Below are 12,355 nucleotides of genomic sequence, written 5' to 3'. Positions count from 1 at the left end.
GCGCTCAGGCGACGATCTCCACCAGGTTCCCGTCGGGATCGCGCACCACCGCCTCGTAGTAGCCGTCGCCGGTCGTGCGCGGCGCCGAGACCACCGGCACCCCGGCCGCCGCCATCCGCGCGGCGAGCGCATCGACCGCCTCGCGCGAGCCGAGCGACAGCGCGACGTGCGCCCAGCCGACCGCCGGCGCGCCTGCCGCGTCCGCGAGCTCGGGCACGGTCATGAGCTCGAGCCGTGCGCCGCCGTCGGGGAACGTGACGAAGTACGATCGGAAGCCGCGCGTCGTGGCGCTCGCGTACGGCGCGCCGGCCGTCGCGCCGAACCACCGCTCGTAGAACGCGCGCGCCCGCTCGAGGTCGCGCGTCCAGAGTGCCGTGTGTTCCAGGCGTGTCATTCAGAACTGGCTGTTCGAATTGAACCGCGGAGGACGCAGAGGGCCGCAGAGAACGACGATAGGGCGAGGTGGTAGGCGAGTACCCTGGGGATCCAACGGCGATGGCAAGGATCTCGAGATCCCTTTGTTCGCCGTTGGATCCCCAGTGGTCGTTGCCGTTCGACATGAAGAGGGCAGCCCTCTGCGGCCCTCTGCGTCCTCGGCGGTTCGGTGGTGTGCTCCGTGTCAGGGTCTCCGACGCGAGCCTGTGTTCTCGAGCACGAGGAGCGTCGGCGCGTCCGGCCGGCGCCAGCGCGCGGCGACGCCGCGCTCGTCGCCCAGCGCGTCGAGCTGCGCGAACGAGCCGAGCACGAGATCCACGTCGCCGTCGCCGTCGACGTCGCCGGCGTCCATCGTGAGCCACCGCCCGCGGTCGGCGTCGGGGAAGGTGTGGGCGGTGAAGTGCAGGCCGCCGGTGTTCTCGAGGTAGACGAACGACAGCGGATGGCCCGACGCGTAGTCGGGGTAGAACGCGATCGCCGCGACGTCCACGTCGCCGTCGCCATCGAAGTCGCGCGCGATGGCCTTGAACGCCCCCGGCATCGGGAAAAAGTATCGCTCGGCGAATTTCCCGGCGCCGTCGTTCAGGAAGATGCGCACGCCGTGGTACGGCTTGACGGGCGCGGGATAGTCGCCGGCGTCGCCGTTCGTGAGCACGATGTCCGGGCTGCCGTCGCCGTTCACGTCGGTGACCTGCATCGACGTCACGCCGTACGCCGGCGGGAAGCGGAGCACCGTCTCGCGGGCGAACGCGCCGCGCGCGCGCCGCCGCGGAACAGCACGATCCCCTCGTCGCCCTGCGCCATGAGCGCGAGCACGTCGAGATGCCCGTCGCCGTCGAAGTCGCGCACGACCGTGGTGATCGCGCCCGGCTGCGGGGCGAGCACGTGGCGCACGTTCACGCCGGCCGGCGTGCGCTCGTACCACGCGAGCCGTCCCGTGAGATTCCCGAACTCGCTCACGACCGCGTCCTGCACGCCGTCGCCGTTCAGGTCCGCGTACGACGCGTGCACCGGCCGCTGCAGCGTGTCCACCTCCCACGCGATCGACGGGGAGCTGCCGGGGCGCCAGGCGGTGATCACGGCCAGCGCGCCGCGCGGCACGTCGGACGGATGGAGCTTGCCCATGAACACCAGCTTCATCGTGTCGCCGTCGAGCTGCAGGTGCGACACCGGCGACGGCAGCGGATAGGACGCCGTCACGCGCCCCGCGGCGTCGAGCACCGTGAGCGCGGGGCCCGTCGGCGTCGCATCGCCGACGAAGATGCGATGCCGCACGCTGTCCACGTGCACGAGCGTCACCATCGGGCTCGCGATGCGGAACGTCGGCACGCGCACCTCGAACCCGGGCACCCCGATCGCCACCGGCGGCGTGGGCGGCGCGCCTAACGCCGCGGGCGCCGCGCGCAGGTAGTAGTCGGCGAGCCGCTGCCACGCCGCGCGCGTGATGCGCGCCGAGTCGGGGAACACACCGGCGGCGCGCACCCGCTCTCCGGCGATGCCGCCCTCGACGCGCTCCTCCGCGTCGGCGTCGCCGACGCCGCGCAGGCCGAGCCGGCGGGCCATGCGCGGCAGCACCCATCGCCGCCAGCTCGCCTGGTCGAGCAGCGCGGGCTCGGGGAGCAGGTGGCACGACGCGCAGTAGCGCTCCGCGAGCTGCCGCCCCGAGAGGTCGGCGGTCGGGTCGGCGGAACGGCCGCAGGCGAGGGCGCCCAACAGTGCGGCGGCGAGCGCCGGATGGCGATGCGAACGAGAGGTCACGGACAGGGAAGCTGCCTGAGCGGTCGCCGCAGCGTCAACGACACACTGCCGCCGCGATGTCCGCTCGCCGCGCGTTTCGCGTACTCTCTTGGAGGGCCGCTGTCGGACGCGCCCGGCCGCCCGCAGATTGACTCGTCCTCCCGGGGAGAGCCCCATGCCGCCGACCGGGCCGTCGTCCGAGACGCCGCGCACGACGCACGGCCACCGCACGGCGCTCGACCGCGCCGCGATCGAGTCCGTGTTCGAGGACGCGCTCGACGTGCCCACGCACCGCCGCGCGGCATGGCTGCGCGCGCGCTGCGACGCCGACGACGCGCTGCGCCGCGAGGTGTCGCTGCTGCTCGCCGCGCACCAGCGCTCGGAGAGCGTGCTCGACGTCCCCGCGGCCAGCCGGGTGGTGGCCGTGCTCGACGACGACCGCCGCGGCCGGCACATCGGCCCCTATCGCGTGCTGCGCGAGCTGGGCCGCGGCGGCATGGGCGTCGTCTATCTCGCCGAGCGCGCCGACGGCCAGTTCCGCCGCCGCGTCGCCGTGAAGCTCCTGCGTGCGAGCGCCGACGCCGAGGAGCTGCACCGCCGCTTCCTGGCCGAGCGCCAGATCCTCGCGTCGCTCTCGCACCCGAACATCGCCACGCTGCTCGACGGCGGCGTCGCCGACGGCGCGCTGCCGTACCTGGTCATCGAGTACGTCGACGGGGTGCCGATCACGGAGTACTGCGACCGGCACCGGCTGGACGTCGCGACGCGGCTGCGCTTGTTCCGCGACGTGTGCGCGGCGGTGCAGCACGCGCATCAGAACCTGGTGCTGCACCGCGACCTGAAGCCGGGGAACGTGCTCGTCACGCGCAGCGGCGAGGTGAAGCTGCTGGACTTCGGGATCGCGAAGCTGCTGAATCCGACGCTGACGGACGTCGCGGCGCCGGTGACGCGGACGGCGTTCCGGCTGATGACGCCGGCGTACGCGAGCCCGGAGCAGGTGCGCGGCGACTCGCTGACGACGACGAGCGACGTCTATGCGTTAGGCCTCCTGCTCTACGAGCTGCTCGCCGGCGCGCAGGCGCACCGCGTGGACTCGGACGCGCCGCAGGCCGTCTACGACGCGGTCTGCGAGCGCGAGCCGGAGCGGCCGAGCGTACGCGTCGCGCACGATCCGGTCGCCGCGGCAGCGCGCGACACCACGCCCGAGCGGCTGCGGCGGCTCCTGCGCGGAGACCTCGACGCGATCGTGGCGATGGCGCTGCGCAAGGAGCCCGGCCGCCGCTACGGATCCGCGGAGCTCCTCGCCGCCGACGTCGCCCGCGTGCTCGACGGCAACCCCGTGGTCGCGCGCCGCGCCGGCCGATGGTACCGCCTCGGCAAGCTGCTGCGCCGGCACCGCGCGGCCGCGGCGTTCGCGGCGGCCAGCGCGCTGCTGCTCGTGGGCGGCGCCGCGCTCGCGCTGCGCCTCGCCTCGCTCGCCGCGCGCGAGCGCGACCGCGCGCGGTCCGCGCTCACGGAGTCGGAGCGCGCGCGGCGCGAGTCCGACGCGGTGTCGAGCTTCCTCGTGGGATTGTTCGAGGCGAGCGATCCCACCGAGGGGCGGCTCGACACGCTGACCGCCGCGAACCTGCTGCGTCGCGGCGTCGCGCGCGCCGACCGGCTCGGCGACCAGCCCGTCGCCGAGGCACGCATGCTCGAGACGCTCGGCCGGGTGCAGGCGAGCCTCGGCGACCTGCCGCTCGCCGAGCGGCTGCTGCGGCGTGCGCTCGCGCTGCGCCTGACGCATCTCGGTCCCGAGCACGCGCAGACGGCGGCGGGCGAGGCGGCGCTCGCGCTCGTGCTGCGGCAGCGCGGCGAGTATGCGGCGGCCGACACGCTCGCCCGCGAGGCGCTCCGCGTGCGGCGGCTCGCGTTAGGCGACGCGCACCCCGACGTCGCGGCGAGTCTGCGGCAGCTCGGCGCGCTCGCGGTGTACTTCGCCGATCTTCCCGCGGCGGAGGCGTATCACCGCCAGGCGGTCGCGGTCGACCGTCGCGGCGGGCACCGTGCCGACTCCGCGCTCGCGATGGACCTGCGCGAGCTCGGCGCGGTGCTCGGGCGGCGCGGCCGGTCGGACGCCGCGGAGGCGGCGCTGCGCGAGGCGCGCGCGGCGGCCGGGCGTGCGTTTCCCGGCCCGCATCGCGACCACGTCGAGGTCACGCTGCGACTCGCGGATCTGCTCGACCAGCGACTGGCGACGCGCGCCGAGGCGGAGTCGCTCTACCTCGCGGCGCTGGCCGAGAGTCGCGCGGCGTTCGGCGACTCGCACCCGGAGACGGCCACGGCGCTGGGGCAGGTCGGCGAGATGCTCGCGCGCCACGGCCGCACGGCGGAAGGGGTGCGCCTGCTCCGCGAGGCGGTCGCGCTCCAGCAGCGCACACTGGGGTCGACGCACGTCGACGTGGCGACGACGATGACCGACCTCGCGCGGGTGCTCGGCCGCGACGGCTACTCGGCGGAGGGCGAGCGGCTCACGCGCCAGGCGGCCGCGATGTACGCGGCGTCGTTAGGCACCGGCCACTCCGCGTACGCCGGCGCGCTCGGCTACCTCGGCGACGTGCTCGCGCGCCGCGGCGCGCTCGATTCGGCCGAGGCGCTGTATCGCCGCGCGCTCGCCATCCGCACGAAGCGGGGGAACGCCAGGCACGGCATCGTGGCGCTCACGAACGGTGGGCTCGCCGGCGTGCTCACGAAGCGCCGCCGGTTCGCGGAGGCCGACTCGCTGTACCGGTGGTCGCTCGGCGTGCTGCGGAGTTACACCTCCGACGGCAACGTCGACGTGCGCCGCACGTACGCGGGGATGGCGACGCTGTACCAGGCGTGGGGCAAACCCGACTCGGCGGCGCGCTACCGGCGGCTGGCGCAGCCGCCGGGGTTCGCGCCACCGTGAGCGGGCGTCGGCGTCCTTGGACGGAGCGAGACATGAACGTGCACACGCAGATCAGCGACTACCTGGCCGCGCAGCCCGAGCGCAAGCGCGGCGACATGCAGACGTTGCACGCCATGATGCTGCGGCTGATGCCCGACTGCCGGTTGTGGTTCCTGGACGGCAAGGACGAAAGCGGTCGCACGGTGTCCAACCCGAACATCGGGTATGGACGCTTCACCATGGCCTACGCCGATGGGCGCACCCGCGAGTTCTATCAGATCGGCCTGAGCGCCAACACGACGGGCATCTCCGTCTACATCATGGGCCTCGACGACAGGACCTACCTGGCCGAGACCTACGGCGGTGCGCTGGGCAAGGCGACCGTGACCGGCTACTGCATCAAGTTCGGCACACTTCGCAACATCGACCTCTCGGTGCTCGAAGCGGCGATCCGAGACGGGATCGCGCGGACCAGCACGTGAGGGTGCCGACCATGACATGACGCGGTCGCCCCGTAGATCGCTACCGGAGCGCGGCCGCGAGCGCCGACGGCGCCACGGCGCGGAAGATCGTCGCGTGCGTGAGGCTGGGCCGCGGCGAGTGGACCCACGTCAGCCCGCTCGGCGTGGCGGCGCGCAGCATGGACTCGAGGCGCGTGCTCCGCTCGTCGATGCCGTCGCGGGAGCTGGCGATGAACAGCGTGCGGCGGCCGGCGGGCATCGCGGCCAGCCGCGCCGACGCGGAGTCGACGAGCGCGCCGCCGTTCCACCACAGGCTCGGGTCGAACGCGACGTAGTGATCGAAGGAGGTCGGGTCGAGTAGGAACGTCTCGACGACGAACAGCCCGGCGAGCGACTCGCCGACGATCGCGCGCTCGCTCGTCGTGCGGTATCGCGCGTCGATCGCCGGGCGCAGCTCGTCGCGCACGAACGCGCGGAACCGTGCCGAGCCGCCGACGTGCGGCGCGATCGTGCTGTCGCGCGCGACGCGGGTGGGGCCGGTGAGGTCGCGCCGCCGCTCGGTGTTCGGGATGCCGACGACGATCACCGGCCGGATCGCGCCGGCCGCGGCGAGCGAGTCGACGGTGTTCACGACGTGCGGGAAGTCCTCGTCCACGCCGCCGTCGGGCATGTACAGCACCGGGAAGCGCGCGGCGGACCCGGCGTACCCCGGCGGCACGTGCACGTTGATGCGCCGGGGCTCGCCGAGGGCGCGCGACGTCACGGTGAGCGTGTCGTGCGCGGGGACCGGGTCGGCGGGCGCGTCGCCCTGCGCGCGGAGCGCGGCGGGGCAGGCGAGGAGGGCGAGGGCGAGAAGGCGTCGGGTCATCGACAACGCTCGCACGCGGCCTCGGCCGCGTCAACGCGGGACGAGGGCCGCGTGGCGCCGTCCGGTGACGCATGTCCGCGCGCGGGACGGATCGACGCAGATCCACTCTGTCGCCCCCGTCCGGCCGCGCTCACATTCTCCGTACCTCGTCCGGGAGTCCCATGCCGATGTCTGCGTCGATCCCAGACTCGTCGGCCGGCGCAGTCGCCGGCGATCGCGCGGCGCTCGACCTCGCGCTGCCGCTGCTCTACGACGAGCTGCGCCAGCTCGCGCGTCGTCAGCTCGCGCGCGAGCGGAGCGTGCGTCCGGTGCAGCCGACGACGCTCGTCCACGAGGCCTGGCTCAAGCTCGCCGCGCGCGTGCCGCACGCCGCCGACCGCTCGCACCTGCTCGCGATCGCCGCGCACGCCATGCGCCAGGTGCTCGTGGAGCACGCTCGCGAGCGCCACGCGGCGAAGCGGGGCCCGGCGTGGGTGCGGACGACGCTCACCGACAGCGTGTCGTCGACCGACCTCGATCCGGCCACGCTGCTCGCGATCGACGACGCGCTGGAGCGGCTCGATCCGCGCCAGCGCCAGGTGGTGGAGTGCCGCTACTTCGCGGGCCTCGACGACGAGGAGATCGCCGCCGCGCTCGGCGTGACGACGCGCACCGTGCGGCGCGACTGGGTGAAGGCGCGCGCGTGGCTCAACCGGTGGCTCAGCGAGGAGCCGCCACCGCCGTGAGCGGGCTCGCGCCGTCGCGCGCGGCGATCGAGGCGCTGTTCGACGATGCGCTCGACGTCGCGCCGGAGGAGCGCGCGGCGTGGCTGCACGCGCGGTGCGGCGGCGACGAGGCGCTCGAGCGTGAGGTGTCGCTGCTGCTCGCCGCGCACCAGCGCTCGGAGAGCGTGCTCGACGTCCCCGCGGCCGGCCGCGTGGTGGCCGTGCTCGACGACGACCGCCGCGGCCGGCACATCGGCCCCTATCGCGTGCTGCGCGAGCTGGGGCGCGGCGGCATGGGCGTCGTCTATCTCGCCGAGCGCGCCGACGGCCAGTTCCGCCGCCGCGTCGCCGTGAAGCTCCTGCGCGCGAGCGCCGACGCCGAGGAGCTGCACCGCCGCTTCCTGGCCGAGCGCCAGATCCTCGCGTCGCTCTCGCACCCGAACATCGCCACGCTGCTCGACGGCGGCGTCGCCGACGGCGCGCTGCCGTACCTGGTCATCGAGTACGTCGACGGGGTGCCGATCACGGAGTACTGCGACCGGCACCGGCTGGACGTCGCGACGCGGCTGCGCTTGTTCCGCGACGTGTGCGCGGCGGTGCAGCACGCGCATCAGAACCTGGTGCTGCACCGCGACCTGAAGCCGGGGAACGTGCTCGTCACGCGCAGCGGCGAGGTGAAGCTGCTGGACTTCGGGATCGCCAAGCTGCTGAATCCGACGCTGACGGACGTCGCGGCGCCGGTGACGCGGACGGCGTTCCGGCTGATGACGCCGGCGTATGCGAGCCCGGAGCAGGTGCGCGGCGACTCGCTGACGACGACGAGCGACGTCTACGCGTTAGGCCTCCTGCTCTACGAGCTGCTCGCCGGCAGCCCGGCGCATCAGCTCACCACGGACGCGCCGCGCGCGGTGTACGAGGTGGTGTGCGAGCGCGAGGTGGAGCGCCCGAGCGCGCGGGTGGTGGACGACGAGGCGATCGCCGCGTCGCGCGGCACGACGTCGGAGCGGCTGCGGCGTCGGCTGCGTGGAGACCTGGACGCGATCGTGGCGATGGCGCTGCGCAAGGAGCCCGGCCGCCGCTACGGCTCGGCCGAGCTGCTCGCGTCGGACGTGGCGCGGTACCTGGAGGGGCTGCCGGTGCTCGCGCACCGCGGCAGCGGATTCTACCGATTCGAGAAGCTGCTGCGGCGGCACCGCGCCGCGGCCGTCGCCGCCGCGGCGAGCGTGCTGCTGCTCGTGGCCAGCGCCGCCGTGGCGCTCCGGCTCGCGTCGATGGCCGCGCGCGAGCGGGACCGCGCCGCGGGCGCGCTCGCGCAGACGGAGCGCACGCTCGACGAGTCGGAGGCCGTGACGTCGCTGCTCGTCGGTCTGTTCGAGGCGAGCGATCCCACCGAGGGCCGCCCCGACACGCTGACGCCCGCGAACCTGCTGCGCCGCGGCGTCGCGCGCGTGGACCGACTCGCGTCGCAGCCGCTCGCGCAGGCGCGCATGCTCGAGTCGCTCGGCCGCGTGTACGCGAGCCGGGGCGACTTCGCCACCGCCGGCGACCTGCTGCAGCGCGCGCTCGTCGTCCGGCGCGCGGAGCTCGGCGCCGGCAACCCGACCACGGCGACGACCGAGGCCGCGCTCGCCGACGTGCTCCGTCGGCGCGGACAGTACTCGGCGTGGGACTCGCTCGCGCGCGACGCGCTCCGCGTGCGGCGGCTCGCGTTAGGCGACGCCCACCCCGACGTCGCGGCGAGCCTGGCCCAGGTCGCCGACGTCGCGTACATGCGCGAGGACCTCGCGTCGGCCGAAGCGTACATGCGACAGGGGATCGCGGTGCGCCGGCGCGGCGTCGGCCAGGATTCGATGCTGGCGCGCGATCTCGCGACGCTCGGCACGTTCCTGTGCGCGCGCGGCCGGAACGCGGAGTGCGAGCGCGAGCTGCGCGAGGCCGTCGCCGTGGCGCGGCGCGCGTTCCCCGCTCCGCACCGCGAGCGCGCGCGGGCGATGCTGCGGCTCGCCGACGCGCTCGACGACCGGCCGGGCGGAAGCGCCGAGGCGGAGTCGCTCTACGTCGCCGCGCTGGCGGACACGCGCGCCGCGCTGGGCGACGACCATGCCGAGACCGCACAGGTCATGAAGCAGGTGGGCCTGATGCTCGCGCGTCACGGCCGGAAGACGGACGCGGAGCGCCTGATCCGCCGAGCGCTCGCCGTCCAGGAGCGCACGTTAGGCCCGTCGCACCTCGAGGTCGCACGGACGATGATGTCGCTCGGCGAGGTGCTCCGCGACGGCGGCTACTCGGCCGAAGCGGAGCGCGTCTTCACCGACGCGGCGACGCGGATCGGCGGCTCGCTCGGGACGGATCACCCCGCGTACTCGGCGGCGCTGGAGCACATCGCGGAGAGCCTCGCGCAGCGCGGTGCGCTCGACTCCGCGGCCGCGCTGTACCGGCGCATGATCACCATCTGGGCGTCGACGTTCGGACCGGAGGCGGGGATCACGCGGGAGATCAAGGCGGGGCTCGCGGGCGTGCTCGCGCGGCAGCGGCGCTTCGCGGAGGCGGACACGCTCTACCGGGACGCGCTCACGTCGCTGCACGCCGTGACCGCCGACTCGCACCGGGCCGTGCGCCGCACGTACGCCGGCATGGCGACGCTGTACGCGGCGTGGGGCAAGCCCGACTCGGCGGCGGTCTACCGGCGCCGCGCGGGGGACGTGGACCTCCGCGACCTGTGGCCATGAGCGCCGCGACGGGCGACGAGAGCGTGCGCCGCATCGGGCCGTACCGCGTGCTGCGCGAGCTCGGGCGAGGCGGCATGGGCGTCGTGTATCTCGCCGAGCGCGACGACGGGCAGTACCGGCAGCGAGTGGCCGTGAAGCTGCTGCGCGCGAGCCCCGACGCCGACGAGCTGCAGCGCCGCTTCCTCGCCGAGCGACAGATCCTCGCGTCGCTGTCGCACGCGAACGTCGCGCAGCTGCTCGACGGCGGCGTGTCCGACGGCCAGCTCCCGTATCTCGTGATCGAGCACGTCGACGGGCTGCCGATCACCGAGTACTGCGACCGCCACCGGCTCAGCATCGACTCGCGGCTGCGGCTGTTCCAGGACGTGTGCGCCGCCGTGCACCACGCGCACCAGAAGCTCGTCCTGCACCGCGACCTCAAGCCGGGAAACGTGTTCGTCACGCCCGCGGGGCAGGTGAAGCTGCTCGACTTCGGCATCGCCAAGCTGCTCGACCCCACGATGGAGGCGCAGCCGGTCACGCGCACCGCGTTCCGGTTCATGACGCCGGCGTACGCGAGCCCGGAGCAGGTGCGTGGCGACTCGCCGACGACGGCGAGCGACGTGTACGCGTTAGGCCTGCTGCTGTACGAGCTGCTCGCGGGGCGCCCGGCGCAGCGCATCGACACCGACGCGCCGCAGGCGGTGTACGCGGCGGTCTGCGAGCGGGAGCCCGAGCGGCCGAGCGCCGCCGCCACGCGCGATCCCGCCGCCGCCACCGCGCGCGACCTGACGACGGAGAAGCTCGGCCGCGTGCTGCGCGGGGATCTCGATGCGATCGTCGCGATGGCGCTGCGCAAGGAGCCGGGGCGCCGCTATGGCTCGGCGGAGCTGCTGGCCGACGACGTCGGGCGATACCTCGACGGGCTGCCGGTGCTCGCGCATCGCGGCAGCGGATTCTATCGGTTCGAGAAGCTGATGCGGCGACATCGCGCGGTGGCGGCGGTGGCGGTGACGGGTGCGTGCCTGCTCGTCGTCGGCAGCGCGGTCGCGCTGCGGCAGGCCGCGGTGGCGGCGCGCGAGCGCGACCGCGCCGCGGCGGCACTGCAGCAGACGCGTCGCGCGTTGGGCGAGTCGGAGGCGGTGACGGCGTTCCTGGCGAGCCTGTTCGAGGCGAGCGACCCGATGGAGGCGCGGTCCGACACGCTGACCACGGCGGACCTGCTGCGGCGCGGCCTCGCGCGCGCCGACCAGCTCGGGGACGAGCCGCTCGCGCAGGCGCGCATGTTCGAGGCGCTCGGCCGCGTGTACGCGAGCCTCGAGGATCTGCCGCGCGCCGACGGGCTGCTGCGCCGTGCGCTCGCGCTGCGGCGCGCGCAGCTCGGCGCGGAGCACGTGCAGACGGCCGCCCTCGAGGCGAGGCTCGCGGGCGTGCTCCGGGAGAAGGGCGAGTACGCGGCCGCGGACACGCTCGCGCGCGAGGCGCTCCGCGTCAGGCGGCTGACGCTGGGCGACGCACACCCCGACGTCGCGGCGAGCCTCCGGCAGCTTGGCTCGCTCGCCGTCGCGTTCGGCGATTTCGCGGCCGGGGAGGACTACAAGCGCCGAGCGATCGTCGTGGACCGCGGCAGGGGCGCCGACTCCGCGCTGGCGCACGACCTCATGGAGCTCGGCAGCCTGCTGTTGTGGCGTGGCGATTTCGGCGGCGCCGAGCGGGCGCGCCGCGAGGCGCTCGCGGCGACGCGTCGAGCGTTCCCGGGTCCGCACACCGAGCGCATCGGCGCGGCGTTCGCGCTCGCGGACGTGCTCGACGAGCGGACGGCCACGTTCGCCGAGGCGGAGTCGCTCGCCCGCGAGGGGCTCGCCGAATCCCGCGCGGCGTTCGGGGACGCGCACGTGGCGACGGCGGGGGCGATGCAGGCGCTCGGCAACATCCTCGCACGTCACGGCAAGGTGGCGGAGTCGGAGTCGCTCGTGCGGCAGGCGCTGGCGATGGAGCGGCGCACGCTCGGACCCTCGAACCTCGGCGTGGCGTCGGGGATGCTCGACGTCGGCCTGACGCTCACGCACGACGGCTATTCGACCGAGGCGGAGCGGCTCACGCGCGACGCCGTCGCGATGTTCGGCGCGACGTACGGCACGAACCACGCGATGTATGCCGGTGCGCTCGGCTACCTCGCCGACGTCGTCGCGAAGCGCGGCGCGCTCGATTCCGCCGAGGCGCTGCTGCGGCGCAACATCGCCATCCGCGAACGCGTGCCCGCCAGTCAGCAGGCCGCCATCGCGGTGACCGACATCAAGCTCGCCGGGGTGCTGACGCGGCAGCGTCGGTTCGCCGAGGCGGACTCGCTGTACCGTTGGGCGGTGGCCGAGCTCCGTCGCACCGCCGCCGCCGAGACGAACATCAACGTGCGTCTCGCGTACGCGGGCATGGCGTCGCTCTACGCGGCGTGGGGCAAGCCCGACTCGGCGGCGCTGTTCCGGCGACGCGCGCAGCCCCCAGGCTTCACCGCGCCCTGGCAGCGCTGAGGCGGC

Annotated in this window: 9 protein-coding genes; 5 read left to right on the top strand and 4 right to left on the bottom strand. The window is 74.6% G+C overall.

Features of this window, described 5'->3' with window-relative positions:
- Window positions 1-4: 4 nt before the first annotated feature.
- From J421_RS03150 to J421_RS03140, 3 genes are all read right to left on the bottom strand, one after another.
- Window positions 5-394 (bottom strand): VOC family protein, encoded by a 390-nt coding sequence (locus J421_RS03150; RefSeq protein WP_025409714.1) that lies wholly within the window; start codon window positions 392-394, stop codon window positions 5-7.
- Window positions 395-619: 225 nt separating this feature from the next.
- Window positions 620-1,168 carry an FG-GAP repeat domain-containing protein gene (locus tag J421_RS03145; RefSeq protein ID WP_104022188.1) on the bottom strand — a complete coding sequence of 183 codons (549 nt, stop codon included), beginning with the start codon at window positions 1,166-1,168 and terminating at the stop codon, window positions 620-622.
- A complete protein-coding gene (locus J421_RS03140; protein WP_158508644.1) occupies window positions 1,138-2,193 on the bottom strand; it encodes an FG-GAP repeat domain-containing protein in 1,056 nt (351 codons plus the stop codon). The genes J421_RS03145 and J421_RS03140 overlap by 31 nt, the downstream gene beginning before the upstream one ends.
- Before the next feature lie 154 nt (window positions 2,194-2,347).
- Between J421_RS03140 and J421_RS03135 the strand changes: the two genes are divergently transcribed.
- Both J421_RS03135 and J421_RS03130 read left to right on the top strand, forming a co-directional pair.
- On the top strand, window positions 2,348-5,101 hold the full coding sequence (locus J421_RS03135; protein WP_025409713.1) for a serine/threonine-protein kinase: 2,754 nt from the start codon (window positions 2,348-2,350) through the stop codon (window positions 5,099-5,101).
- Between the two features lie 32 nt (window positions 5,102-5,133).
- Entirely contained in the window at window positions 5,134-5,562 is a 429-nt protein-coding gene (locus J421_RS03130; RefSeq protein ID WP_025409712.1) for a DUF1801 domain-containing protein, read from the top strand.
- A 40-nt stretch (window positions 5,563-5,602) separates the two neighbouring features.
- On the opposite strand, the gene J421_RS03125 is transcribed toward J421_RS03130, so the two are convergent.
- Window positions 5,603-6,409, bottom strand: coding sequence for an alpha/beta hydrolase (locus J421_RS03125; RefSeq protein WP_104023005.1), 807 nt, complete (start codon window positions 6,407-6,409; stop codon window positions 5,603-5,605).
- Between the two features lie 161 nt (window positions 6,410-6,570).
- Between J421_RS03125 and J421_RS03120 the strand changes: the two genes are divergently transcribed.
- From J421_RS03120 to J421_RS03110, 3 genes are read left to right on the top strand one after another with little or no spacing between them, the layout of a single operon-like run.
- On the top strand, window positions 6,571-7,134 hold the full coding sequence (locus tag J421_RS03120) for an ECF-type sigma factor (RefSeq protein ID WP_158508643.1): 564 nt from the start codon (window positions 6,571-6,573) through the stop codon (window positions 7,132-7,134).
- Complete coding sequence (locus J421_RS03115; RefSeq protein ID WP_025409709.1) at window positions 7,131-9,842, top strand: serine/threonine-protein kinase; 2,712 nt, start codon at window positions 7,131-7,133, stop codon at window positions 9,840-9,842. Before J421_RS03120 ends, J421_RS03115 begins: the two co-directional genes overlap by 4 nt.
- Complete coding sequence (locus J421_RS03110; RefSeq protein WP_104022186.1) at window positions 9,839-12,349, top strand: serine/threonine-protein kinase; 2,511 nt, start codon at window positions 9,839-9,841, stop codon at window positions 12,347-12,349. The genes J421_RS03115 and J421_RS03110 overlap by 4 nt, the downstream gene beginning before the upstream one ends.
- Window positions 12,350-12,355: the final 6 nt, after the last annotated feature.

The sequence above is a fragment of the Gemmatirosa kalamazoonensis genome (assembly GCF_000522985.1).
GTDB classification, from domain to species: Bacteria; Gemmatimonadota; Gemmatimonadetes; order Gemmatimonadales; family Gemmatimonadaceae; genus Gemmatirosa; species Gemmatirosa kalamazoonensis.
Note: the sequence above shows the minus strand (reverse complement) of the source record. Positions and strands in the feature narration are given on the sequence as shown.

Bases quoted from the DNA above. Each gene is read 5' to 3' on its own strand.
- J421_RS03150 (WP_025409714.1), bottom strand. From the start codon at position 394: ATGACACGCCTGGAACACACGGCACTCTGGACGCGCGACCTCGAGCGG.
- J421_RS03135 (WP_025409713.1), top strand. From the start codon at position 2,348: ATGCCGCCGACCGGGCCGTCGTCCGAGACGCCGCGCACGACGCACGGC.
- J421_RS03130 (WP_025409712.1), top strand. From the start codon at position 5,134: ATGAACGTGCACACGCAGATCAGCGACTACCTGGCCGCGCAGCCCGAG.
- J421_RS03125 (WP_104023005.1), bottom strand. From the start codon at position 6,409: ATGACCCGACGCCTTCTCGCCCTCGCCCTCCTCGCCTGCCCCGCCGCG.
- J421_RS03120 (WP_158508643.1), top strand. From the start codon at position 6,571: ATGCCGATGTCTGCGTCGATCCCAGACTCGTCGGCCGGCGCAGTCGCC.
- J421_RS03110 (WP_104022186.1), top strand. From the start codon at position 9,839: ATGAGCGCCGCGACGGGCGACGAGAGCGTGCGCCGCATCGGGCCGTAC.